This is a genomic window from Deltaproteobacteria bacterium, assembly GCA_019912665.1.
In the GTDB taxonomy this organism is placed as follows: Bacteria; Desulfobacterota; GWC2-55-46; order GWC2-55-46; family GWC2-55-46; genus UBA5799.
The window spans coordinates 448565-474455 of the sequence record JAIOIE010000018.1 but is presented as its reverse complement, the minus strand read 5'-3'; the positions used below and the strand labels follow the sequence as shown (position 1 = coordinate 474455).

The following is a 25891-nucleotide window of genomic DNA, read 5'->3' as shown; positions in this document are numbered from 1 at the left end:
CCTGCCGCCCGCCTCAATTTTGCTTTGTAATCCTGCACTCCTTCCAGTCTCATCAGGCCGATTCATTCCCCAAGGATTGATTTAATCGGAATCTCTTATAGACTCTAAATATGGCCGAGGACTCCAAATACCCCAACTCCGAGAAGGGGGGAGGATGGAAGATTCTGATAGCCCTGGTGCTCTTCGGGCTGTTCCTCTATATATGGGGGCAGTCGGTCGAGGACGGGACCGGAACCGAGCAGAGGATAAGCTATACGGAGTTCCAGGAGCAGCTCGAGGCCGGAAACATCCGGTCTATAACCCTTAAGGGGCAGGAGGTGACGGGCGAGTTCAAGAGCCCGGTCCAGGTAGGCGCCCCCGGCCCGGAGGGCGCGCCCGGCCCTGCCGCCGGTTTCATGACCTATCTTCCCGCGTTCCAGGGCCCGGAGATACTGGGGGAATTCGAAAAAAAGGGGATAGCCGTGAACGTCGAGCCAGACGAAGGCAGGTCCCCTTTATGGCAGTTCGTGATACTCCTCCTCCCGTGGGTCCTCATAATAGGCATATGGTTCCTAATCATAAGGAGGGTGCAGCAGTCGCAGGGCGGCGGGCAGCCGGGGCTCTTCAACTTCGGGTTGAGCAAGGCCAAGCTCTACAACATGCGTAAGCCAAGCATAACATTCATGAACGTCGCGGGGCTTGAGAACGCGAAAGTAGAGCTCCAGGAGACCGTCGAGTTCCTCAAGAACCCGGCCCGGTTCACATCGATAGGCGCCAAGGTCCCAAAGGGCATACTCCTCATAGGGCCGCCCGGCACCGGCAAAACGCTCCTTGCCAGGGCCACCGCCGGAGAGGCCGGGGTCCCCTTCTTCAGCATAAGCGCGTCCGAGTTCGTAGAGATGTTCGTGGGCGTGGGCGCGTCCAGGGTGAGGGACATGTTCAAGAAGGCCAAGGAGACCCGGCCCTCGATAATCTTCATAGACGAGATAGATTCCGTCGGAAGGGTAAGGGGCGCGGGGCTGGGCGGAGGGCACGACGAGAGGGAGCAGACGCTCAACCAGCTTTTGAGCGAGATGGACGGATTTGAGCCGCATGAGGAGATAATAGTCATAGCCGCGACGAACAGGCCTGACGTGCTCGACCCGGCGCTTCTCCGGCCGGGCCGTTTCGACCGGCACATCGTCATAGACCGTCCAGGCTGGAAGGACAGGAAGTCCATACTCGAGGTCCACGCAAGGAACAAGAGGATAGCCCCGGAGGTCGATTTCGAGAGGATAGCGAAGGGCACCCCCGGCATGACCGGGGCCGACCTTGAAAACCTCGTGAACGAGGCCGCGCTTGAGGCCGTGAAGAAGGGCAAGGAGCGGATAGAGATGCGGGACTTCGAGGAGGCCAGGGACAGGGTCATAATGGGCTCCAAGAGGGAGGAGAGCTTCTCTGAGGACGAAAAGAAAATAACGGCATACCACGAGGCGGGGCACGCGCTGGTCTCCTGGGAGCTCCCGCATACCGACCCGATACACAAAGTATCCATAATCCCGAGGGGCATGGCCCTGGGAGCAACGCAGTTCCTTCCCGAGGAGGACCGGCATTATTACCCCAAGAGCTATCTCATAAACAGGCTCTGCGTTGCGCTCGCGGGGAGGGCCGCCGAGAAGCTCGTCTTCATGGACGTAAGCAGCGGCGCGAACGACGACCTTAAGAACGCCACGGCTCTGGCGGAGAAGATGGTGGCCCAGTGGGGCATGTCGGACAAGGTCGGGCCCATAAACTTCGGCAGGGGCGAGGAGCACCCGTTCATCGGCAGGGACATATCTGTCCAGAAGCGGTACAGCGAATCAATGGCCTGGCTCATGGACAAGGAGATAAGGAACCTGATAATCGAGGCGGAGAGGAAGGCCGACGAGCTCCTTCTCCGGGGAAGAAAGACGCTTGAGGAGCTTGCGGCCGCGCTCTTGAAAGACGAGTCCCTCGACAAGGAGGACGTCGAGGTGATAATTAGGAGGACGAAGGGAGTAGAACCCCTCCGTAAGATAAGCAACTAGCACATACGCCAGAGTATCCCTTGCTTTTACCCCCGCCCTTTAATATAATAAACCGCTCCTTAATCCATTTACCCTCCGGAAGCCGCGGCCACGTGTCCCACGGCGGTTTCGGTATCGAAGAGGCTATGCCCTTTTCCCTTCAGGCAGGTATGAAAAAGACCACCGTATTCATAGCCGACGACCACCCGGTCCTCCGTAGCGGCATAAAGGCGATCTTCCCCCCGGATGAATACGAGGTGGTGGGAGAGGCCGACAACGGGATGGCGGCCTTGAAGGGCATAGCCGCCCTCAGGCCTGATATAGCCATACTTGACATCACAATGCCCGACCTGGACGGCATAGCCGTGACGAGGCGCGTTGTGGAGGAGTTCCCGGAGACCAGGATAATCATACTCTCAATGCACGCGGACCTGTCGCGCCCGATAGAGGCCTTCAGGGCAGGGGCGCTCGGCTACGTGCTCAAGGACTCCGAACCAGGAGAGCTACTGAGGGCGGTCGAAAAAGTGAGGACCGGGAGCAAGTACGCGAGCCCGGCCGTCACGGAGGAGATACTGAACGACTTCGTCGACGTCATAAAAAAGGAGCAGAGCCACGACCCCTTCGACACCCTCTCCGGGAGGGAAAAAGAGGTCCTCAGGCACATCGCGGACGGCTCCACCAGCAAGGAGATAGCCGAGAAGCTTTTCATTTCGCTTGCGACCGTGAAAAGCCACAGGAACAACATTATGAAAAAATTAAAGGTGAGCGATATGGCGAGCCTTATAAAGATCGCCATCAAGAAAGGCATGGTCCATCCCGATTGACCGATAGCCCCTAAGCCCTGCCCCTTACGGAATCAACCTGCCTAAACCACACAAACACCACGGTTTCAAAAAGAGATTCCGGGAAATACTCATGCTGGCCTGCCCGATGCCAGGCCAGGCCAGGTCTTTTATCGGCAAGTCCTAAACCCTTTTGCCTGCCAAGCCTCAACCCTTTGCATTAGTCCTGAATCATCGATTTAAATCCCTCAAAATAGGGTTTAGTCCCGATTATCAGTTGTCCCCGTCCCTCCGATAAAAAGGAAAGAGTGAAACAGGGCGCAAGGATACTGGTCGTCTCCGACGACCGCATGATGAGGACCATGGTCGGTTTTTCACTGGCCCTTGAGGATTTCGAGGTGAGGGAAGCGTCCGACGCAAGCGGAGCGCTTAACGTTATAAGTTCCGGTTTCGCGCCCGAACTTGTCGTTTGCGGGTGCGGCCCGTGGCCCGCCGGAGGGGGCCTCATTAGGAGCATAAGCGGCCTTTCAGCGCAAAGGCGCTCGCCGATTATTGCTCTTCTGGCTTCGCGGGACGACCTGGACAGGCAGATGGAATGGATGGAGGCGGGGGCCGCATGCCTGCTTGCGACACCGTTCTCTTCGGAGCAGCTTCTTGAAATGGTGAAGATGGTCATTTTCAACACACAGGCGACATAAGAGGAGTACCGATGGACTGGATGTCCCTTAAAATACGTCTCTTGGGCAGTTTCGGCATATTGCTGGCCCTTTTCGCGCTTGAGGTCCCGCTGGTCTACTGGGCCGTGAGCGGGAATGGTGCCGGCCCGGGCGCGAGTGCCGTGTTCGCGGTCATATTTCTCGGCGTCTGCCTGGCGGCGGTCTTCATGCTCCTTGCCGGAAAGCACATACTCGCCCCGGTGCGCGACATTCAAAAGACGATAAACGGGCTTTCGGCAGGGAACTTCAGAAGCAGGTCAACCGTTAAGGTAAGCGTGCTGGGGATCGAGATGAACGACGAGTTCAAGGAATTGAGCGGGAGCGTGAACAGTATGGCTGAGAAGGTATCGCGCCTCATAGAAAAAATAGAAGAGACATCGACCCATCTTGCTTCGGCTTCCGAAGAGCTCTCGGCTACCTCCGCGCACATATCCGAGGGCGCGATGAGGCAGTCCGGCCAGACCTCCTACGCGGCAACTGCAATGGATGAGATGAACGCCACGGTCCTGGAGGTCGCGAAGAACTCCCACCAGGCCTCGATAGACGCGAAAAAGGCGAGCGAGACGGCCTCGAGGGGCGGACAGGTGGTGAACGGGGCAATTTCCGCCATGCAGGACGTGGCAGAAGCCACGTCCGTCTCGGCCGCGACGATACAGAAGCTCGGCAGCAGGTCGGAGGAGATAGGGACTATAGTCTCCGTCATAAATGACATAGCGGACCAGACGAACCTTCTTGCGTTGAACGCCGCCATAGAGGCCGCGAGGGCGGGCGAGCAGGGCCGCGGTTTTGCGGTAGTCGCCGACGAGGTCAGGAAGCTTGCCGAAAGGACCACGCGGGCGACGAGGGAGATAGGGGGCATGATAACTTCCATACAGGGGGAGACCTCAAAGGCTGTTTCGGCCATGAAAGAAGGCACACTGAAGGTCGAAAACGGGGTGAGGCTCGCAAACGAAGCCGGCCAGGCGCTCAATGACATCGTCTCGGGGGTCGAGCTGGTGACGGACATGATAGCGCAGATAGCGACCTCCGCCGAGGAGCAGAGCGCCACGACCGACGAAATAGCCAGGAGCGTCGAATCCATAGCAGAGGTCTCAAAGGAGAGTGTTTTCGCCACAGGGGAGGTTGCGAAGGCCACGAGCGAACTTGCGGCCCTTGCGGCGGAACTCGGGAGCCTTGTATCGGGCTTCAAGGCGCAAGACAAAGATGAAGAAACCGGCCCTGAAATGGCCGTTCACAAAAGGCTCCGCTTAGTGCACCCCCTCCGTAAAACCATGCCAGCCTACACCAGCGAAGCGTAGCACCTCGCCTTGAGTCCTGGCGACTGCCTTCCGCCCCCCGTCCTCCGGGGGGCGCCATCCACCCCTTTTTCCGCCTGGAGCCGTTCTCATTAGGGGGCCAGGCCGTAAAGGATGGGCTATCTCCGGGCCATCTCCTACCTATTTCGGGTCAATAAAACGCTTAATATCTCCGCTGTAAATGCCGAAGAGTAGTGGACGGGCGCCTGCGCCCTGTCCGGCGGAATTGCCGGATGCGGCCAGGGGGCCGTAACTGTCAAATTTACCTTGACTTTCCGGCTGGCAAGGGGTAAGTTTCCAGTTGAAAACAGCTGACAAAAAGGGGGCCTTATAATGGCAAGGAAGATACTTCTGGCAGACGATTCCATTACCATCCAGAAGGTTATATCCATTACTTTCGCCTCTGAGGACTATGAGCTTGTCATAGCGGGTGACGGGGATACGGCCTTGAGGAAAGCCAGGGAGACGAAGCCGGACCTTGTCATAGCCGACATAGCCATGCCCGGGAAGTCGGGCTATGAGCTTACGGCCGCAATCAAATCCGACCCGGAGTTTAGGAATATCCCGGTCCTCCTTCTTGCTGGCACGTTCGAGCCGCTCGACAAGAACGAGGCGATGAGGGTAGGCGCGGACGACAGCATCATCAAGCCCTTCGAGTCCCAGGACCTCCTTGACAAGGTAAGGGAGCTCCTTGCAAGCGCCGGGTCCAGCCAGGCACAGGCCGCCCCAACGGCCCCTTCCCAATCCGGCGCATCCGCCGCCCAGGGCGCTCAGGCAGAGGATATCTGGTCTGCCGGCGGGTTCCTGAGCGCTTCGGACGAGTTCGAGGCGAAAACGGAGGATACGGGCGGCGGCGTTGACCTCGATTTCCTGACCTCCGGCGGGCTTTTCGAGGAGGAGGAGAAAGGGCAGCCGAAGGCAGAGGACTTCACAGACCTGGTTATAAACGAAGACGAATTTAAACCTGGCATCGGCTCCGGGCCGGCCGAAAAAGGCCCGGAAATGGTCCCCGAATCGCCGTTTGAGATGAAGGGGTTCGATTCCGGCGAGGAAATGAAGGAAGAGCCGCCGTTCGACCTCGGCGCGTTCGATAGTTTCTATAACGCCGATAACAGGTCAACCGGGGCGCTCGAAATCGAACCGTTCGGGAGCGGACCAAAACAGGAGGAAGCGGAAGAGCCTGCAAATGTCGGCTCGTTCCAGCCCTTCAGGGAGGAAGCCGCCCAAGTAGAGGAGATATCCAGGGTAGAAGACGACATTTTTGAAGTGGAAGGCGAGATAGCCGAGCCCGACCTCCTGGAGATACCGGAAGAGATAATCGAGTCCAGGCCAGAGGCGCCCTTTTTAAGGAAAGAAGAAAGGGACGTTTCGGAGCCTCCTGCCCGCGCACCCCAGCCGCGCTCTACAGTCCCTGAGGCCGAGATAAGGGCTCTGGTAGAGCGCGCCGCGGCCGGCATGGAGGAGAGGGTCGCCTCGAGCCTGGAAGCGAGGCTCGGGAAGGCCGAGGCACAGGCAACGGAAGTCATCGAGAAGGTAGCCGAGAGGGTCGAGGAGAGGCTCAGAAATGAGCTCGCCTCGAAGCTTGCGCGTCTCGATTCCCTGGTTGCCGAGGCCGCCGAAAGGGCAGCCGCCCGGATGGAGGAAAAGATACGGGGAGAGCTCGTCTCGCGCCTCCAGGGGCTCTCGGTACCGAAGGAGCAGGTGGAAGCCATAGTCTCCAGGTCCGCCAAGCAGGTCGTGGAGCACGTCTCATGGGAGGTGGTCCCCGAGCTTGCAGAGCGCCTCATAAAGGAAGAGATAAGAAAGGCCAAGGAAGCGTTCCTCAAGACCAGGTAAGTAAGGTAAGGGGCCTTTATCAAATTCTCTGCCGTTTCCCCAGCGGCAGAGAATTTTTTTGTTTTTTTTACCGCCGTTCCAAATTATAATTTCAATTTGGCGGTCCGAGAATCAAAACGGCTTGCGAGCCGGGGCTTTGGTTTAGGCGCTCTGCCCCTCATTAGCGACCTGAGCCCGTTTTGTATCCCGCCCAGGCCGTTTCGCCCGCAGCGGTTTTTCCCCTATCAGGATGTTGAAAAAGTCCTTCCTGGACTTTTCAACTACGGCTTGGCCGGAATGAATCCGTCCAAGCCTCACAAATTGCTCGACTTTTCGAGTCTTCGCAATTTGGCGCCCCATCCGTGGATTGCTTGGCAGGTGTTTTTCAACACCCTGCCATTTAAAAAATATCAGGAAGGTTTGGATGAGCGAGAAGACGCTTGAAAAGACTTACGAGCCTGGCTCTGTCGAGGGCCGGTGGGCGGATTACTGGATACGGGAGAAGCTCGCGACCCCTGAGGAGGGCTCGGAAAAACCGTCTTTCTCGATGGTGATTCCGCCGCCTAACATCACCGGCGCCCTGCATCTCGGCCACGCCCTCAATTCCACCCTCCAGGACATACTCGCCAGGTCCAGGCGCATGAGGGGCTTCAACGTCCTCTGGCTTCCCGGCATAGACCACGCTGGCATTGCGACGCAGAACGTGGTCGAGAAGCAACTCGCCGCCGAAGGCCTCGACAGGCACAGGGTCGGAAGGGAAGCCTTCATCGAGCGGGTCTGGAAATGGAAGAACGAGTCCGGCGGCACGATAATAAACCAGCTTAAGAGGCTTGGGGCCTCGTGCGACTGGACGAGGCTGCGCTTCACCATGGACGAGGGCCTCTCGAAGGCCGTCCGCGAGGTCTTTACGTCGCTCTACAAAGAGGGGCTCATATACAGGGGCGACTACATCATAAACTGGTGTCCCAGGTGCCACACCGCGCTCTCCGACCTCGAGGTCGAGTTCAACGAGACCGAAGGCAGCCTCTGGTACATGCGCTACCCGCTCGTTGAGCCGGTTGGCGGTATCGAGTATCTGACGGTCGCAACCACCAGGCCGGAGACGATGCTGGGCGATACCGCCGTGGCCGTAAACCCGGAGGACGAGAGATACAAGGCCCTCATAGGGAAGATGCTCCGGCTCCCCTTCGTCGAGCGCGAGATACCCATAATAGGGGATGATACGGTCTCAATCGAGTTCGGCACCGGCGCGGTCAAGATAACCCCTGCCCACGACTTCAACGACTTCGAGGTCGGCTCAAGGCACAAGCTCCCGTCCATCAAGGTGATGGACGAAAGCGCCAGGATGAACGAGAACGCCGGCCCCTTCAAGGGCATGGACAGGCTCGAAGCCCGGAAAAATGTGGTCTCCGGGCTCGAGGAAAAGGGCCTGCTCGAAAAGACGGAGAAGCACAAGCTCATGCTCGGCGGCTGCTACAGGTGCTCGACCATAGTCGAGCCGACCCTCTCCAAGCAGTGGTTCGTGAAGGTAGCGCCTCTCGCGGGCCCGGCCATAGAGGCCGTCGAGGACGGCCGCATAAAATTCGTACCGAAGAACTGGGAGAACCTGTATTTCGACTGGATGAGGAACATCCGGGACTGGTGCATTTCCCGCCAGATATGGTGGGGGCACAGGATACCGGCATGGCATTGCAAAGATTGCGGCGGGGTGACGGTCTCGACAATTGACCCGGATAAGTGCGAAAAATGCGGGGGCAGAAATATCGAGCAGGACCCGGACGTGCTCGATACCTGGTTTTCGTCGGCGCTCTGGCCCTTCTCCACCCTCGGCTGGCCCGAAAAGACCCCGGACCTCAAGGCCTTCTATCCCACATCGGTCCTTTCCACGAGCTTCGACATCATCTTCTTCTGGGTCGCCAGGATGGTGATGATGGGCCTTAAGTTCATGGGAGACGCGCCCTTCAGGGACGTCTACATCCACGCCCTTATAAGGGACGCCAAGGGGCAGAAGATGAGCAAGAGCAAGGGGAACGTCATAGACCCCCTTGTGATGATGGAGCAGTACGGAACTGACGCATTCAGGTTCACCCTGGCCGTCCTCGCGGCGCAGGGCAGGGACATAAAGCTCGCCGAGGACCGCATAGCCGGGTACAGGAACTTCTGCAACAAGATCTGGAACGTCGCGAGGTTCACGCTCATGAACCTTGACGAGCCCTTTTTCGAGGCTATGGCTTCAGGCAAGGCCATGGTGGACGAGACCCGCTTCAACATGGCGGATAAGTGGATATGGGAGCGGAGAAACGCCTGCATAAGGGAGGTAACCGAGGCCGTCGACACCTACAGGTTCGACGAGGCCGCAAGAGTCCTTTACAGGTTCGTCTGGCACGAGCTATGCGACTGGTACGTGGAGCTTATAAAGCTCGACCTCCGTGGCGAGAGCGGCCCCGAGAGGAAGCTCCAGGCGCAAGCCTCTCTCGCGGCCGTAATGATGGACACGATGAAACTCCTTCATCCCTTTATGCCCTTCATAACCGAAGAGATTGCCGAGAAGCTTCCGGGATACAAAGGGAGCCTCATGGCGGGGGATTTCCCGAAAGAGAAAAGGGCGTTTCCTGAAGAGGCCGCGCGCATGGAGGATATGATGGACGTCATAAGGGCCGTAAGAAACATCCGGACCGATATGAACGTCCCGCCGTCGGCAGTGGCCGATTGCTTCTGCTTTGCAGACGATCCGGACCTTAGGGACACTCTTTCAAAGGGGGCGGAGTATATAAAGCTCCTCGCGAGGGTAAAGGACCTCGTCATAGCCGAAAAAGGTGAGAGGCCCAGGGATTCCATATCGGCCGTGGCCGGGGCAGGGCAGAAGAAGGCCGAGGTCTTCGTGCCGCTCGGCGGGCTCGTTGACTTCGACCTTGAGGAGAAGAGGATAACGAAGGAGCTTTCAAAGGCCGAGGCGGAGGCCTCGGGGCTCTCCAAAAAGCTCGGGAACGAGGAGTTCACGAAAAAGGCCCCGGCCGAGGTGGTCGAGAAGGACAGGGCCAGGCTCGAATCAATAGAAGAGAAGGTAGGCAAGCTCAAGGCCGGGCTCGAGCGGATAAGGAGCATAAGGGCTTGAGGCAACCTCTGAAAGGCTGCTGAAAAAGTCCATCTGCGTCAAAGGCTACGTCGCTTGACACTCCGGCGTACAAGAAAAGTACGCCTCATTCTCGCTCCCCTATTCCAACGAGGGCCTCGCCTCTGGAGCTTTTTTAGCAGCCTGAAAAAACGGAGTTTTTCAGCAAGCTAATAACTGATGTTTTCCCCTAACCGCGTAGTTAGCGGGAACAAAAATGCTCACATATTGACATAAATGCTCCGCTTTTATCCCGGCTTCCGTAAAAGCTGCAATCTAAAATTATAGAGGTGCCTTGAAAAAGAATATCGTCCGGAAAAAACGCGGCCGCGCCAATGACATTGGCATGGCCCGCCTCAAAAAATACGCGGCCCTTCTCATAGACGCTGCTTTTGCCGAGGACGTGGGCCCGGGCGACCTTACGACCGATGCGATAGTTAAGAAAGGGCAGGCCGGGGCCGCGGAGTTCATGGCAAAGGAAGACATGGTAATAGCCGGGCTTTTTATCCCGGAGATGGTCTTTAAAAAGCTCGACCGGAAGGCCGTGTTCAGGGCCAACTTCAAGGATGGCGACCGGGTAAGGAAGGGCCAGGTAATAGCGACAGTCTCGGGCACACTGGCCGCTCTCCTTACGGGCGAAAGGGTAGCGCTCAACTTCCTCCAGCGCCTCTCGGGCATTGCTACAAAGACAAACGAGTTTGCGCGGAGGCTGAAGGATTCGCGCGTGAAATTACTCGATACCCGGAAGACGACGCCTTGCATGAGGCCCCTTGAGAGGTATGCCGTAAAGGCCGGGGGCGGAGAGAACCACAGGTTCGGCCTCTTCGACGCGGTCTTGATAAAGGACAACCACATAAAGGCAGCGGGCTCGGTAACCTCCGCTCTGGAAGCAGTAAGGAAAAAGCACGGTGTAAAGGTGGAAATCGAGGTCACGGACCTCCGCGAGACGAGGGAAGCCCTGGAGACCGGGGGAGCGGATATCATAATGCTCGACAACATGGCGCCTTCCGAGATGAGGAAGGCCGTGAAGATGATCGGAAAAAGGGCGCTCGTGGAAGCGTCCGGAAACGTGAGCCTTGAAACGATCGGCCGCATCTCGAAAACTGGCGTCGATTTCATATCCGCCGGAAGCATTACCCACTCGGCGAGGGCAATCGACATAAGCATGGAAGTGGTATCCTTATGCGTGACAAAGGGCCGGAAACCGAGATAATAAGGCTCCTCAAGGCAGGGCCGGGCCATGTCTCGGGGCAGAAACTGAGCAGGGCGCTCAAGGTCTCGAGGACCGCGGTTTGGAAACACATTGAGGCCCTTAGGAAATCGGGGTATACGATAGAGGCGAGCCCTTCAAAGGGCTACAGGCTGCTGGGGCCTCTCCCGTTTAACGGTGTCGAGGTCTCATCACTCCTTGAAACCGGCTTTATCGGAAGGGAGCTACATTTCCATGACGAAGTCGGCTCGACCAACGCCGAGGCCTTCGAGCTTGCCCGGAACGGGGCTTCAGAAGGCACGGTCGTAATGGCCGAGAGCCAGACTGGAGGAAAGGGACGGCTCGGGAGGAGATGGGAATCGCCGTCAGGGCTCAATATCTATCTGTCGATAATCTTGAGGCCGCCCATACCCCCGGAAGAGGCGCACTGGCTCACATTTGTCGCTGCCGTTGCCACGGCAGAAGCGGTTTCGGGATATTGTCCGGCAAAACCTGTCGTGAAATGGCCGAACGACATACTCATTAACGGAAGGAAAGCGGCAGGCATACTCCTTGAGATGGGCTCCGAGCCCGAGAGGGTGCATTTCGTGGTCATGGGCATCGGCGTGAACGTCAATATGACCAGGTCCATGTTCCCGGAATATATAGGAGATACGGCCACTTCCGTCCGCGAGGCTAAGGGGGCAGTAATTGACAGGGGAGCCCTTGCCAGCCGCCTTTTATCGAGCGTCGAGCTGTGGTATAAGGTATACTTAGCCGAGGGTTCCATTCCCATCCTTTCGGAATGGAAGAGGTATTTCGGCTTTGAAGGCAAGGAGATACGGGTCGTCTCGTTCGGCAATACCGTAAAAGGCGTCTGCCTGGGGGTTGACGATACCGGGGCGCTCCTTATAAGGGAACCAGGCGGCGCCGTAAAAAAGATAGTGGCCGGAGACATGGAGGCGGCATCCAGGTAGTGCTCTTAACCCTTGATATAGGCAATACCTCCATCACCCTGGGTGTTTTCAGGGGCGAAGAGCTAAAAGAGAGCTGGCGTCTCTCGACGGACGCCCGGAGGACGGCGGACGAGTACGGGGCCTCGCTCCTTGCCCTGCTTTCATCTTCCGGCATAAAGGCCCCGGACCTTAAGGCCGCAATCGTCTCTTCTGTCGTTCCGCAGATGAACGCGGCCCTGAAGGACGCGCTCGCGAGATACCTGGGCCTTCGTGCGACGTTCGTCACGCATGAGAACTGCGGGATAAAGGTTCTCACGGAAAGGCCCTCTGAGGTCGGCCCGGACAGGCTCGTAAACGCGGTCGCGGCTTTCAGCGCCCATAAGAAGCCGCTCATAGTTGCGGACTTCGGGACAGCAGTGACATTCGATTACGTGACCGGAAAAGGCGAGTTCGCGGGCGGGGCAATCGCCCCGGGCATAGGCATACTGTCCGAGGCGCTCCATTCGAAGACGGCCGTGCTCCCCAGGGTCGAAGCAGTGAAGCCCGAGAGGCTTGTCGGCAGGAACACGATCGAGGCCATGCGCTCCGGGTTGTTCTACGGTTTTCTGGGGCTGGTGGACGGCATACTGGAGAGGATGGCCGAGGAAGCCGGGACAGACCCCATCGTAGTCGCGACCGGCGGGCATGCGGGGCTCCTTAAGGGCGAGTCGAGGCGCATTAACGAAATAGACGAATTCCTGACCCTCAAGGGCTTAAGGATAATCCACGGAGGGAAGATAGATTAGATGTCTGAAGGCCGGGAACACTTCATCGCGGGAAAACGCTTTTTGAAGGAAGACAACCTGGACAGGGCCCTCAAGTCTTTCGATAAGGCCTGGAAAGAGGACAAGGAAAACCCGGAGTACATGTCGTATTACGGCATGGTCAGGGCCATGAGGGCGGGGGAAATAGGCCTTGGCCTCGAGTTCTGCACCAGGGCCGTCAAGAAGGAGTTTTTCAGGGCCGAGTTCTATCTGAACCTCGGAAAGGTATATATGGCCGCCGGAAATAAGAAGGGCGCCATAAAGGTATTCAAGAAGGGCTTGAGGTATGACGCCGCGAACGAGGAGATGAACTCTCTCCTCATACAGCTCGGGTTCAGGAACAGGCCAGTAATCCCGGTCCTCGACAGGTCGAACCCGCTTAACAAGTTCCTCGGGATACTCTTAAGGAGGACGATACCGGGCCTCTTGGGAAAGAAAAAGAAGAAATAGGAAGACGTGAGACCCTCAACCCGGAGGAGGTGGTTTGATGGAAGTCTCGCTGGAAAAAAAGAGGAACATATCCGTTATCGCGCACGGCGGCGCGGGAAAGACTTCGCTGGCCGAGGCGATGCTCTTTAACGCCGGGGCCATCGAGAGGCTAGGCAAGGTGGACGACGCCACATCGCACCTTGACTTCGAGCCCGAGGAGCAGAAACGGAAGATCACCATATCGGCGGCCATACACCATTACGACTGGGACGGCTGCCGGGTGAACGTAATAGACACCCCCGGGTATTCGAACTTCCTCACCGAGACCAGGGACTCGCTCAGGGTAGTCGGCGGGGCCGTGGTCATCCTTAGCGCCATATCTGGCGTGAAAGTCCAGACAGAGAAGATATGGGAGTTCGCGGACGAATTCGAGGTCTCGCGGATAGCCTTCGTAAACAAGATGGACCGCGAGAGGGCGGGCTATCTCCGCGCCGTGGACGATATGGAGAAGGTACTTAAGGTCAAGGGCGTGCCAATGCAGATACCCATCGGCGAGGGGCACGCCTTCAGGGGCCTCGTGGACCTCGTATCTATGAAGGCATACATTTACAAGGACGACGGTTCGGGGAGCTTCGAGACGGGGGCCGCCCCGCCGGAACTCGAATCCGAGGCAGCGGCCATGCGGGAGAACATGATAGCCGCGGTGGCCGAATCCGACGAGGCGCTTACGGAGAAGTACCTGAACGGCGAGGAGATATCAATAGAGGAGCTACTTAAGGCCATAAGGGAAGGGGTCCTCACAAGGAGGTTCATCCCGGTCTACCTGGGCTCTGCGCTCAAGAACATGGGCGTGAACTTATTGATGGATGCGGTTAACGGAAACCTGCCTTCGCCGCTCGACAAGGGGGCTATCCGGGGGCACATAAGGGGCATAGACCCGAGGACAGGGGAGGAGATAGAGCGGGAGCCCAGGGTCGAGGAGCCCTTTTCCGCGTTCGTCTTCAAGTCGCTCATCGACCCCTACACCGGGAAGCTCTCCATATTCAGGGTCTTCTCCGGCTCTCTCCACGCCGATTCGACTGTCCTGAACCCCACCAGGGACGCCAAAGAGAAGATAAGCCACCTGTACCTCATGGAGGGGAAGAAGCTAAAGGAGGTAGGGAGGGTAGAGGCCGGTGACATAGCGGCCGTATCGAAATTGAAGGACACCCACATAGGCGACACTCTATCGGACGTCGCCGAGCCCGTGAGGTTCCCGCAGTTTCCGCCTGTCGTGCCATCTCTTTCCTATGCCATACACCCGAAGACCAAGGCGGACGAGGACAAGGCGCCGCTCGCCATAGCAAAGCTTATGGAAGAGGACCCGAGCCTGGATTTCAGGATGGAGGAGGAGACGCACGAGTTCCTCCTTTCCGGCGTGGGGCAGGTGCACATCGAGGTTTCGGTCGAAAAGCTAAAGAGGAAGTTCGGGTGCGAGGTGGAGCTTAAGACCCCGATGGTGCCCTACAAGGAGACCATAAGGTCCCATGTGAAGGTGCAGGGGAAATACAAGAAGCAGTCGGGCGGCAGGGGGCAGTACGGGGACACATGGCTCGACATAAGCCCGCTCCCAAGGGGCACGGGATTCGAGTTCGTAGACCAGATAACCGGTGGCGCGATTCCGAGGCAATACATACCCGCAGTCGAAAAGGGTATAGTCGAGGCCATGAGGCACGGGGTGCTTGCCGGGTTCCCGGTCGTGGACGTGAGGGTTGCGCTTTATGACGGCACGTACCACACGGTCGATTCGTCCGAGATGGCCTTCAAGATAGCCGGGTCGATGGGTTTCAAGAGGGGGCTTGAGGAAGCGAACCCGGTGCTCCTCGAGCCGGTAATGAGGATGGAGATAAGCGTGCCCGAGGAAAAGCTCGGAGATATCATCGGCGACGTGAACTCGAGGCGCGGAAAGATACTCGGGGCCGAACCCAAGGCAGGGAGCCAGACCATAAGGGCCCTCGTGCCCATGGCCGAGGTCATAACCTACGCTACCGACCTCCGTGGCATGACCGGCGACAGGGGCATATTCACGATGGAGTTCTCGCACTACGAGGAGGTGCCGACTTACTTGAGCCAGAAGATAATAGCCGCGCACAGGCCGGAAAAGGAAAAGTCGGAGTGAGGGAATGAAGGTCCGTCAGGAGTTGCTTAAGTATTTCAAGATGCCAGCCGAGGGGCGTCTCGCGCTGGCCAAAAGGGCCGGAGACGATACGCTAACTCCCTCCGACGAGGTTACGGTCCTTTTTGTCCTGGGCTTTGACAAGGACCCGGCCGTGTCCGATGCGGCGAAAAAGAGCCTCGGCGAGTACCCGCTAGACGGCCTCATAAAGGCGCTTGAGCAAAAGCTCGACCCTCTTGTCATAAAGAAGGTGCTCGATTTGAGGGACGACGATTCGCTCCGGATAATGGCCGCCCTTAACCCGGGCACCGACGACGAAACCCTTAAGTCTCTCGCCGAGACAGGGCCGGAAGAGGTCGTGGCCGCGATTTCAGAGGATATCGATTTACTCTCGATGAAGCCGTTCCTTGTCGAGGCGCTCAAAAAGAACCCTCACTTTACGCTTTCAATGGCCGGCCTCTTTGAAGAGCGCTTGCGTAATCCAGGGACAGCGAAACCGGGTGAGGCAGATCCCCTGACCTCCGAGCAGATAGAGAAAGACCTCTTTGACGAAAAGAAGGCCAAGGCCGACGAGCAGAACATCTACAAGGCCGTTTCCAACATGACCATGGGCCAGAAGTTGAAGCTCGCGCTTTGCGGAAACAAGGCCGCGAGGGAGCTCCTTGTAAAAGACCCGAACAAGATAATCGCGGTAGCCGTGCTAAAGAACCCGAGGGTAACCGAGGAAGAGGTGCAGAAGGTCACGGCCTCAAAAGGGACGAGTGACGACCTCCTTCGCCAGATATCCCGGAACAAGGAATGGATGAAGAGCCATACGATAAGGGTCGGGATGCTGTCAAACCCCAAGACGCCGCTCGCCATTTCCTTAAAGCTCCTCGATACGGTATTCGAGAAGGACCTGCAGACGATAGCCAAGAGCAAGAACGTCTCCTCCGCGCTCGCCTCCGCCGCCCGGAGGAGGCTCGAGGCCAAGGCGGGCAGGGGCTGATGCCGCTCGGAGTTCACGTCTCCATCGCCGGAGGGGTGTCGAAGTCGGTGGAAAGGGCCCAGCGGCTCGGGTGCGACGCCATGCAGATATTCGGCAGAAACCCGAGGAGCTGGATATACACGCCGCTCCCCGAAGCCGAGGCCAGGCTCTTTAGGCACAAGAGGAAGGAGGCCGGCCTCTTCCCAGTGGTCGTCCACACGAACTACCTCATAAACCTCACCGCGCCTGACGACGGCATCTTCCATAAGTCGATTGACATGTTCAAAAAGGAGCTGGGGATAGCCGAGGCCCTAGGCGCGGATTATCTCGTTACACACCTCGGAAGCCCACAGGAAATGGGGCCGGCGTTCGCGCTCAAAAGGGTCTCCCTCGCCCTTCTGGAGGTGGCAAGAAGCGGGCTCGGCAGGACTACTCGCGTCCTCCTTGAGAACACTTCAGGCTCAGGGACTGGCTTCGGGAGCAAACTCGACGACATCGGACGTATAATAAGGGGCGCGAAAGAGAGCGGGCTCGATACGGGCCTCTGCTTCGACACATGCCATGCGTTCGCCGCCGGGTATTCCTTTTCGACCCCCCAGGAGGCCGATTCACTCGTAAAGAGGATAGAAGCGGAGGCCGGGCGCGGGAGCCTCAGGGTCATACACCTTAACGACTCGCGCGGCGGATTTGGCTCGAAGCTCGACCGACACGCGGATATCGGCAAGGGGGCGATAGGGAGCGAAGCGTTCAGGCATTTCCTCAACCACCCGAAGATAAAAAAGGTGCCCATGATACTCGAGACCCCGAAGGACTCGGACGAGGACGATCTTAGGAACCTCGCAGAGGTAAGGCGGATACTCGGAGCATAGATAGATTGCCTTGAATTGTACCCCTTATCTGGTTTAGGATTGTTCTTAAGACGTTCACAAGGAGGCTTTCACGCGATGTACGATCTTGTCATAATCGGGGGCGGGCCCGCAGGCCTTACGGCGGGCATATACGCGCAGAGGGCGAGGCTTAAGACGGTCCTCCTTGAGAAGCAGATGGTGGGCGGCCAGATAGCCGTAAGCGACGTAATCGAGAACTACCCCGGTTTCCCGTCTATAAGCGGTGCCGGGCTCATGGAGAAGTTCGAGGAGCACGCGCGCGGACTAGGCCTTGAGATAAAACTCGCGGGCGTCCACGACATCGCGCTCGAAGGCGGCGTCAAGGTCCTTAAGACCACCGAGGGCGAGATAAGGGCCAAGGCCGTGATAATAGCTACTGGGGCAAAACCCAAGAGGCTTGGCGTGCCTGGAGAGAAAGAGCTTACCGGTAAGGGAGTCTCCTATTGCGCAACCTGCGACGGCCCGTTCTTCAGGAACCTGAAGGTGCTGGTCGTGGGCGGCGGCGATACCGCCGTGAAGGAGGCCGTCTACCTTTCACGGATAGCCTCCAAGGTATACATCTCGCACAGGCGGGACAGGTTCAGGGCCGAGAAGATGCATCAGGAAAAGCTCGAGAGCACGCCAAATATAGAGATATTGAAGAGCCACATCCTTACGCATATAAAAGAGGAAGCGGGGCTCGTAAAGAGCGCTCTCCTTGACGACATCAAGACAGGCGAGAAGAAGTCCATAGACGTGGAGGGGGTCTTCATATTCGTCGGCATAAACCCGACGACCGACTTCGCGGACGTTGATAAGGACGACATGGGCTTTATAAAGACCGACGCAAGGCTCCAGACGAGCATGCCGGGCGTATTCGCGGCAGGCGATTGCCGTACTACACCGTTACTGCAGGTCGCGACAGCCGTTGGCGACGGGGCAATTGCCGCGGCGTCCGCCATAGACTATATCGAACAATTCGAAACGGAGGCAAGGGCTTAGCAGGCTGCTGAAAGACTCTTGAGAGAACCTTTTTGTAAAAAGGTTCTGAGCCGTTGGAGGCTTGAATGACGCGGGGGGCTTACAGCCTCAAGTATCACATTCGTCCATCGGGCCTAACACTCTCTCCAAAAACTTTCAGCTCTTCCTGAGAAAACCCCCTATCGGGGGTTTTCTCAGGAACTAAAAGTCTTTGAAGGGGGTCAACTGAGATTGCAAACCAAAGTAATTGATTTTGCCGCACCAGAAGCAAAAACCACTTTGGCTCGTAATCCCAGCTAAAACCTTTCTACAGAAAGTTTCCCCCTGGGCTTTCAGCAGTCTCCAGGCGCCCTTGATTTCTCGATGTCCGACCAGACCGTAAAATGTCCCAACTGCCATATCGAGTTTCCGCTCACCGAGGCGCTTTCGAACCGCATCAAGGAGGGGCTCCGGGCCGAGTACGAGGAGAAGTCCGTCCGGAAGGAGCTGGAGGTCCGGAAAAGGGAAGAGGAACTTAAGAAAAAGCTTTCCGAGCTTGAGGAGGCGAGAAAAGCTGTCGAGGATACGGTCGCGTCGAGGCTTTCCGCCGAGAAGGCGAGGCTCGTGGAGGAGGCCCGGAAAAAGGCCCTTGAACGGTTCGAGACCGAGCTCAGGGACATGAAGGAGGAGCAGGCGCGGAAGGACGAGCTCCTTCAAGACGCCCGGAAAAAGGAGCTTGAGCTAAGGAAAAAGGCGAGAGAGCTCGAGGAGGAGAAGAAGGCGCTCGACCTGGAGGTGGCCCGGAAGATAGACTCCGAGAGGGAGAAGATACGCCAGTCGACCCTCGAGATCTTCTCCGAGGAGCACAGGCTCAAGGACCTTGAGAAGGACAAGAAGATAAGCGACATGCTCAGGACCATAGAAGAGCTTAAGAGGAAGGGCGAGCAGGGCTCCATGCAGTCCCAGGGCGAGGTCCTGGAGCTCGACCTCGAAGCTCTCCTTAGGTCCATGTTCCCGGTGGACGTAATCGAGCCCGTGCCCAAGGGCATACGGGGCGCGGACATAATCCAGAAGGTCTATACACGGACCGGCCAGCACTGCGGCTCTATCGTGTGGGAGTCCAAGAGGACCAAGGCCTGGAACGATGAGTGGATAGCAAAGCTCAAGGACGACCAGAGGGACATAAAGGCCGAGGTCGCGGTCCTCGTGACCGAGGCCCTTCCAAAAGGGGTCTCGTCCTTCGCCCAGATAGACGGCGTTTGGGTATCGGTCGTCAGCCTTGCGGGCGGCCTCGCGGGAGTGCTCCGGGCCGGGCTCATACAGCTATCCCTCGCAAGGCTTTCGTCGATCGGGAAGAACGAAAAGATGGAGGCGATATACGCCTACCTTTCCGGCCAGGGCTTCAGACAGAGGGTAGAGGGAATAGTGGAGTCCTTCAAGGAATTGAAGGAGGAGCTCGAGGCCGAGAAAAGGGCCATGACCAAGGTGTGGGCGCGAAGGGAAAAACAGCTCGAAAGGGCCGTCACCAACACGGCGGGCATGTACGGTGACATGCAGGGCATAATAGGCTCTACGCTTCCGGAGCTTAAGTCCCTGGAGCTCGGCTCCGGGGAAGAGGAAGAAGAGTGAGGACAGGAACGCAAATGGTCCGGGAAACCGGACCGGGAGAAGTGATGATATGCATACGGTAGTGCTCGTGATCATAATAGCGGTCTCGCTAGGGATAATGCCGGCCTTTGTGGCAATGAAGAAGGGGCGGAGCTTTTTTAAATGGTGGGTATACGGCACGCTGGCGTTCGTGATCGCCATGCCTCACGCGCTTTTCCTGGACAGAGGCCTGAGGATAGTGGGCGGAGGCACAAGGACCTGCGGCTTCTGCAGAATGAAGGTGAACATATCGGCCGCCCACTGCCCGAGGTGCGGACACGAGTTCATAGAATTCTGAGATGGACGGAAGAGCTGGCGCGATACGCGGAAAAAGCGTGCTTACGGGCTGGAGGGCCGTCCTTCACCGGATAATATACGAGGCCGACACGCCAGCGGGCAGGCTTTTCGACGCTGCCCTCATAGGGGCCATACTCCTCAGCGTCCTTGTCGTGATGCTCGACAGCGTGTCCTGGATTTCCGAGGAATACGGGACCGCGCTCTACGTAGCCGAGTGGTTCTTCACCATCCTATTCACGGTCGAATACGCCTTGAGGCTCAGCTGCGTTGCAAGGCCGGTTAAGTACGCTGCAAGCACCTTCGGCATAATAGACCTCCTTGCCGTCATCCCGACCTATATCGACCTCCTCCTTCCGGGCGGCCGCTACCTCATGGCGGTCCGGGTGCTCAGGGTGCTTCGCATATTCCGCACATTCAAACTGTTCGAGTACCTGGACGAGGGCGCCTATATATTGCGGGCCTTGAAGGCCAGCAGGAAGAAGATATCCGTATTCCTTTTCACGGTACTTAACCTCGTAGTCGTCCTCGGCTCACTCATGTACCTCATAGAGGGCGAGGAGAACGGATTCACCAGCATCCCGAGGAGCGTATACTGGTGCGTCGTCACCCTCACGACCGTGGGCTACGGCGACATAGCGCCCCAGACCACGCTCGGGATGGGGCTTGCCACTGCGGTCATGATAATTGGGTACGGGATTATCGCCATTCCTACGGGAATAGTCACCGTCGAGATGGTCCAACAGGCCGCGGCCTCAAGGAAATCGACCCAGGCCTGCCCCTCGTGCGTAGCCGAAGACCATGACACGGACGCGGTCTTCTGCAAGCGCTGCGGCTCGAAACTCAACTAAGCCTTTCCGCCAAATTCCCTTTCAACGCCGTTTTCACGATTACGGGCCATCTACGCTCAATACGGGCTATACTTTAATATGGACGGTAAGCGGCCCTCCATCCAGTAAGGGTCTAGCCATTTAAAAATGAATCGGGGGAAAGGAGTCCTGCCATGCCAAGGACAACGGTCGATACATACGAAGATACCGTGGTCGCAGGCAAAAAGATAGCCGCAACCGTATATGTCCTGCAGGCCATCGGCCTCTTCATAGGCATAACATACATAATCGCCGTCATAATCAATTACGTCAAGGCTTCGGACGTAAAAGGCACCTGGATAGAGTCGCACTTCAGGTGGCAGATACGGACGTTCTGGTTCAGCATACTATGGGCCGTCATAGGCGCCCTGACCTATCTCCTCATAATAGGTTATTTCATACTCCTGGCCGTGGCCGTATGGGTCATCTACAGGATCGTAAAAGGGGCCTTTTACCTCAAGAACAACCGGGCCATGTACGGCCTGGAGGTGTAGGAAGCCCGAGGAGGTGAGCGGATGAAGGCTCTCCAGGTAAAAGGGAGTTGAGGATAGTAGAGCGGCCCGAGCCTGCCATAAGGGCCAGGGACCAGGTCAAATTAATGGTCATGAGGGTCGGCGTCTGCGGCACCGACCGCGAGCGCATAGCCGAGGGCAAGGCCCCTCCGCCCGAGGGCTACGACGACCTGGTCATCGGGCACGAGAGCTTCGGAAGAGTGGTGGAGACAGGGAAAGAGGTGGATGCTGTCAGCCCCGGCGACTACGCCGTTTTTACGATAAGGCGGGGCTGCGACGAGTGCGCTCCCTGCCGCATGGGCCGCCCGGACATGTGCAGGACGGGGAAATACAAGGACAGGGGCCTTTCCGATATAGACGGTTTCAATTCCGAGTACGTCGTGGACAGCCAGAAGCACATCATACCCGTCCCTGTTGAGCTCGCTCCGGTTGGGGTCCTCCTCGAGCCCATGTCGGTCGTCGAAAAGGCCCTTGATGAAGTCGTGAAGTTCCAGTCGGCGAGGCTGCCTGAAGCGAATATCGGCAGCGATTGGTTCCGGGGTAAAAGGGTGCTCGTCGCCGGGATAGGCACGATAGGCCTCCTGGCCTGCCTTGCCCTGAGGCTCAGGGGAGCATCGGTATACGGCATCGATATCCTGGACGAGGATTCTCCGAGGCCAAAATGGCTTTCCGGCATAAAGGGAACCTACATAGACGGCAGGAAGGTCAAGCCCGAGAAGGTCGACGAGGAATTGGGGGCCATGGACCTGGTCTTCGAGTCCGCCGGCGTGCCAGGTCTCATGTTTAATCTCATAGACGCCCTGGCGAGGAACGCCGTCTATGTCGTTGCGGGCATACCCTCCGAGGCAATCCATGAAAGGACCATCCGCATACCCGGGGCGCAATTGATGGACCAGCTCGTAAGGAAAAACCAGCTCGTCTTCGGCACGGTAAGCTCCGCCGAGGGGCACTTCAGGATGGCCCTCGACGACTTCGCAATGGCCGAGTACAGGTGGAGAGGGCATACCGCCAGGATGATAAACCGGGAACTCGACTTTACGGAATACAGAGAGGCCATAACGAAACATCCCGAGGACGAAATAAAGGCTGTCCTGAAATGGGCGGCATAGGATTGATTTAGCAGATTTATTGAAAACTTTGGGGAAACTTTTTATGGAAAGGTTTTAGCTGGGATTGCGAGCCAAAGTGGTTTTTGCTTCTGGTGCGGCAAAATCAATTACTTTGGTTTGCAATCTCAGTTGACCCCCTTCAAAGACTTTTGGTTCCTGAGAAAAACCACCTTATGGGGGTTTTCTCAGGAAGAACTGAAAGTTTTTGGAGAGAGTGTTAGGTCCGATAGACGCGAATGTGATTAATGAGGCAATTAGTTCCTGAGCCCTTTGTGCATCCAACGGCTATAGAACCTTTTTATAAAAATCTCTCAAGCCTTTTCAGCAACCTGCTAAATCTCTGCTGTAAGCCCGTCGTGGGCGAATTCGACACCTGGGGGGAGGGTTTTGCTGTCCCTTTCGTAGAGGACATTGTGGCTCAGGTGGGTGAAGATAGTCCTCTGCGCGCCTATTTTTTTTGCTGCCTCCAGCGCCTGGGATATGGTGAAGTGAGTGGGGTGCGGCTTCTGCCTCAAGGCGCCGAGGATAAGGAGTTCAGCGCCCCGGAGGGCCTTGAAAGAGCTTTCGGGTATCTCGCTGCAATCTGTCACGTAAGCGAGCTTCCCGACCCTCCACCCGAATATCGCCGCCTGGCCGTGCATGACCGGCACGGGAGTCACATTCTCGCCGAATAGCTCGAAAGGCCCCTCGACTGCCTGGATCGATAGGTTCGGCTTCCAGCCGTCCATGCCGTCGTCCCTGAAGATATATTCGAAAGTGGACATTATGCGGCTAACGGTCCTCGCGCTCCCGTAACAGGGGATTGCGGCGTTGCCGTTGGAGAGGTTGAAAGCCCTAAGGTCGTCTATTCCGTGGATGTGGTCCGCGTGCGGATGGGTATAGAGGACCGCGTCGATCCTTTCGATCCCGTTCGCGAGGGCCTGGGCCCTTAAATCGGTCGATGTGTCTATGAGGACGTTTCTGCCGTTTGAGTGTATTAAGAGGGATGACCTGGTGCGCTTATCGAGCGGGTTCGGTGAAGAGCAGATCTCGCAATGGCAGCCTATGACCGGCACGCCGGTGGACGTGCCGCAGCCGAGTATTACGATTTTCATCCGGTCGGCTTCTCTTTGGAGCTTTACTTTTTAAGCTCTCCGACGATCGTGAGCTTCTCGAAGACGTCCTCGCCGTGGGGGGCATCGGCCATGAAGTCCGTAAGGTCCTCCCCTGAATAGTGCTCGAAATGCATGCCGTCGATAAAGAGCGGGTTTCCGGTCACGTCATAGACTTTGCCGTTATATGCTATGTAGACGGGCCTGGAGGGGTCGCTGCCGTCGAACTGCTTGAGCTCTTTTTCGTCGAATATCTTCATAATCATGCAATATAAAATGGCGCGGGTATGAAAGTCAATACAAATACGGCTGTTGTAGCGGCGGTTATGAGCCTTCGCCTTCCGTCCATGGGCTCGTGCTGGTCCTCGACCGGCGGGTGGAACGTGCCGATTATCGCTATGAGGGCGGCCCATATGAACCAGCCGGGCCAGGCGGCGAACCCGAGGACTATGAGGACCGCTATCATGCCGATGGAAAAGGCCCTGTGCACCGGGCCGAGAAGCGCGTAAACAAGGTGGCCGCCGTCGAGCTGGCCTATGGGCAAAAGGTTCATGGCCGTGACGAACATGCCTATCCAGCCGGCGAAGGCCACGGGGCTCAAGAGCACGTCGTGCGTTTCCGGGAGCGGACCCATGACAAGGTATGAAAGGGCGTGGAATATTATCGACGAGCCGAGGCCTAGCGAGCCGGCGGCCGCGCCCTTCGGGACTATCACCGACTCACCGAGCCCCCAGACCGTAACGAAAATGGCCGCGACGAAACCTGCAAGCGGCCCGGCCGCTCCGATATCCACGAGCGCGGCCTTGGTCGTTATGGGCGACTTTATCTTTATGAGCGCCCCGAAGGTGCCTATCATGGGCGGGAAGGGCGGCGCCGGTATGAAGGTCGGAAGCGTCGTAAGCACTCCGTGCCTCCTCGACGCGATGAAATGGCCGAGCTCATGTGTTCCGAGTATGAGCAGCAGCGAGGCCGAGAAGGGGACCCCTTGCGTAAGCCCGTGTGGGTTAGAGAATATGTCTACTCCCTGCTGCATGGCCCCCGAAGCAACGGTAGTTACGACCGTTACTATGAACAGGGCCAGCGGCAGAAGAACCCTGGGCCTTTCCGGCCTGTATGCGATGGGGTATCCGTTATTGCCGTCCATTTATCCTGCCCACTCGTTCTTTTTGGTGACATACTCGTGGTAGAACTCTATCATCGCCTGTCCTATGGATACTATCAGCGGTCCGGCTATTATGCCGATGAGCCCGAACGCGTTCATGGCGCCGAGTATGCTGAAGAAAAGAAGGAGCGGATGGAGGTTCGTCCTGCCGCTTACGAGATACGGCCTCATGAAATTATCAACGAGGCCTATTACGAATATGCCCCAGACCGAAAGCCCGACGGCCCCGACGTAGTCCCCGTTCACCGCCAGGTAAACGGCGACGGGCGCCCATACGAGCGATGCCCCGATGTTCGGGATGAACGTGGTAAGGAACATGACGAAGGTCAGGACCAGGGCCGCGGGTATGCCCAGATACCAGAGGGCTATGCCGCCGAGGATGGCCTGTATGATCCCGACAAGCACGCCTCCGTATATGGTCGCGTATATTACCCCCCTGTTCTTTCGTATTATCTCTTCCTTGTGCTCCGGAGAGACCGGCACGAGGTCCTTTACGATTTTGAAGAGCTTGTCTCCGTCCTTGAAAAGAAAATACATGGTGAAGAATGCAAGGAAGAGGTTTAGTACGAACCCCGCGAAGCTTCTGACGAAACCGCGTATGCCTTGGCCCGCGAAGCCTGCGGCTTCCCTTACTACAGTAGCGAGCATGCCCCTTATGTCAAGCGTTTCCAGGTCGACATAGCCGCCAAGGTATTTTTCGGCCCATGTTAAGAAAAAGCCCGGGGTGGCGGCGCGTGCAGATATATCCCTGATGTAGTCCTCGGCCCAGGCATAAAGGTTAACTAGTTCGGCTGCAAGCGCCGACCCAAGGAGGGCCATGGGCACTATGAGGAAAAGGGCTATGCTGGTGCAAGCGGCAAGCGAGGCAAGGGACCTTCGCCCGCGAAACCGACTTGTGAGCCATATGTAATAGGGATAGAAAAGGATTACGAAAATTATGGCCCAGAAAATCGGGATGAGGAACGGCGCCATGACCAGGTACATCAGGTAGCCGATTATTACGGATAGTACAAGGGTAAGGAGGTATTCCCATTTCATGGCAAAAGAGGCGAAGGAGAATCTTTTTGATTTCCCCGCACCTTCTCAGTATAATTATATTTTGCGGAAATACAAGGATTTATCGTTTTCCGGACGGGCTTCTGAGAGTTCTTGGCGCCCC

General features: G+C 57.3%; 23 protein-coding genes. 19 read left to right on the top strand and 4 right to left on the bottom strand.

The genetic code is table 11. The annotated features are described in order from the left end of the window. Window positions 1-110 precede the first annotated feature (110 nt). The 19 genes from ftsH to K8I01_06605 all read left to right on the top strand — a co-directional run bounded on the left by ftsH (window position 111) and on the right by K8I01_06605 (window position 22479). Window positions 111-2024, top strand: a complete 1914-nt coding sequence (gene ftsH / locus K8I01_06695) for an ATP-dependent zinc metalloprotease FtsH (GenBank protein ID MBZ0220103.1) — start codon at window positions 111-113, stop codon at window positions 2022-2024. A 149-nt stretch (window positions 2025-2173) separates the two neighbouring features. Then, on the top strand, window positions 2174-2827 hold the full coding sequence (locus tag K8I01_06690; protein MBZ0220102.1) for a response regulator transcription factor: 654 nt from the start codon (window positions 2174-2176) through the stop codon (window positions 2825-2827). Window positions 2828-3093: 266 nt separating this feature from the next. Next, window positions 3094-3483 (top strand): hypothetical protein, encoded by a 390-nt coding sequence (locus K8I01_06685; GenBank protein MBZ0220101.1) that lies wholly within the window; start codon window positions 3094-3096, stop codon window positions 3481-3483. 20 nt (window positions 3484-3503) lie between these two features. Beyond that, window positions 3504-4799, top strand: coding sequence for a hypothetical protein (locus K8I01_06680; GenBank protein ID MBZ0220100.1), 1296 nt, complete (start codon window positions 3504-3506; stop codon window positions 4797-4799). 330 nt (window positions 4800-5129) lie between these two features. Beyond that, window positions 5130-6632 (top strand): response regulator, encoded by a 1503-nt coding sequence (locus tag K8I01_06675; protein ID MBZ0220099.1) that lies wholly within the window; start codon window positions 5130-5132, stop codon window positions 6630-6632. 403 nt (window positions 6633-7035) lie between these two features. Beyond that, entirely contained in the window at window positions 7036-9726 is a 2691-nt protein-coding gene (locus K8I01_06670; GenBank protein MBZ0220098.1) for a valine--tRNA ligase, read from the top strand. A gap of 343 nt (window positions 9727-10069) precedes the next feature. After that, window positions 10070-10936 carry a carboxylating nicotinate-nucleotide diphosphorylase gene (nadC, locus tag K8I01_06665; GenBank protein MBZ0220097.1) on the top strand — a complete coding sequence of 289 codons (867 nt, stop codon included), beginning with the start codon at window positions 10070-10072 and terminating at the stop codon, window positions 10934-10936. Next, window positions 10906-11889, top strand: a complete 984-nt coding sequence (locus tag K8I01_06660) for a biotin--[acetyl-CoA-carboxylase] ligase (protein ID MBZ0220096.1) — start codon at window positions 10906-10908, stop codon at window positions 11887-11889. Before nadC ends, K8I01_06660 begins: the two co-directional genes overlap by 31 nt. Beyond that, complete coding sequence (locus K8I01_06655) at window positions 11889-12653, top strand: type III pantothenate kinase (GenBank protein ID MBZ0220095.1); 765 nt, start codon at window positions 11889-11891, stop codon at window positions 12651-12653. The genes K8I01_06660 and K8I01_06655 overlap by 1 nt, the downstream gene beginning before the upstream one ends. Further along, the gene (locus tag K8I01_06650; GenBank protein ID MBZ0220094.1) at window positions 12654-13121 is read left to right on the top strand and encodes a tetratricopeptide repeat protein; all 468 of its coding nucleotides are present in this window, start codon (window positions 12654-12656) and stop codon (window positions 13119-13121) included. It abuts the gene before it with no gap. A 37-nt stretch (window positions 13122-13158) separates the two neighbouring features. Continuing rightward, window positions 13159-15258 (top strand): elongation factor G, encoded by a 2100-nt coding sequence (fusA, locus tag K8I01_06645; GenBank protein MBZ0220093.1) that lies wholly within the window; start codon window positions 13159-13161, stop codon window positions 15256-15258. Window positions 15259-15262: 4 nt separating this feature from the next. Next, window positions 15263-16243, top strand: coding sequence for a hypothetical protein (locus tag K8I01_06640; GenBank protein MBZ0220092.1), 981 nt, complete (start codon window positions 15263-15265; stop codon window positions 16241-16243). Further along, the gene (locus tag K8I01_06635; GenBank protein MBZ0220091.1) at window positions 16243-17091 is read left to right on the top strand and encodes a deoxyribonuclease IV; all 849 of its coding nucleotides are present in this window, start codon (window positions 16243-16245) and stop codon (window positions 17089-17091) included. Before K8I01_06640 ends, K8I01_06635 begins: the two co-directional genes overlap by 1 nt. Before the next feature lie 75 nt (window positions 17092-17166). After that, window positions 17167-18090: a thioredoxin-disulfide reductase gene (trxB, locus tag K8I01_06630; GenBank protein ID MBZ0220090.1), complete on the top strand. Its 924-nt coding sequence runs from the start codon at window positions 17167-17169 to the stop codon at window positions 18088-18090. A 342-nt stretch (window positions 18091-18432) separates the two neighbouring features. After that, complete coding sequence (locus K8I01_06625; protein MBZ0220089.1) at window positions 18433-19677, top strand: DUF2130 domain-containing protein; 1245 nt, start codon at window positions 18433-18435, stop codon at window positions 19675-19677. 49 nt (window positions 19678-19726) lie between these two features. Next, on the top strand, window positions 19727-19993 hold the full coding sequence (locus K8I01_06620) for a hypothetical protein (protein MBZ0220088.1): 267 nt from the start codon (window positions 19727-19729) through the stop codon (window positions 19991-19993). A gap of 1 nt (window position 19994) precedes the next feature. Further along, window positions 19995-20840, top strand: coding sequence for an ion transporter (locus K8I01_06615; GenBank protein MBZ0220087.1), 846 nt, complete (start codon window positions 19995-19997; stop codon window positions 20838-20840). Between the two features lie 152 nt (window positions 20841-20992). Beyond that, window positions 20993-21352, top strand: coding sequence for a hypothetical protein (locus tag K8I01_06610; GenBank protein MBZ0220086.1), 360 nt, complete (start codon window positions 20993-20995; stop codon window positions 21350-21352). Window positions 21353-21399: 47 nt separating this feature from the next. Next, window positions 21400-22479, top strand: coding sequence for an alcohol dehydrogenase catalytic domain-containing protein (locus tag K8I01_06605; protein MBZ0220085.1), 1080 nt, complete (start codon window positions 21400-21402; stop codon window positions 22477-22479). A 332-nt stretch (window positions 22480-22811) separates the two neighbouring features. Here the strand turns inward: K8I01_06605 and K8I01_06600 are convergent, their stop codons facing one another. From K8I01_06600 to K8I01_06585, 4 genes are read right to left on the bottom strand one after another with little or no spacing between them, the layout of a single operon-like run. Further along, on the bottom strand, window positions 22812-23573 hold the full coding sequence (locus K8I01_06600; GenBank protein MBZ0220084.1) for a GPMC system MBL fold metallohydrolase: 762 nt from the start codon (window positions 23571-23573) through the stop codon (window positions 22812-22814). Between the two features lie 23 nt (window positions 23574-23596). Then, the gene (locus K8I01_06595; protein MBZ0220083.1) at window positions 23597-23830 is read right to left on the bottom strand and encodes a cytochrome b5; all 234 of its coding nucleotides are present in this window, start codon (window positions 23828-23830) and stop codon (window positions 23597-23599) included. Between the two features lie 2 nt (window positions 23831-23832). Further along, on the bottom strand, window positions 23833-24714 hold the full coding sequence (locus K8I01_06590) for a site-2 protease family protein (GenBank protein ID MBZ0220082.1): 882 nt from the start codon (window positions 24712-24714) through the stop codon (window positions 23833-23835). Further along, entirely contained in the window at window positions 24715-25770 is a 1056-nt protein-coding gene (locus tag K8I01_06585) for an AI-2E family transporter (GenBank protein MBZ0220081.1), read from the bottom strand. Window positions 25771-25891: the final 121 nt, after the last annotated feature.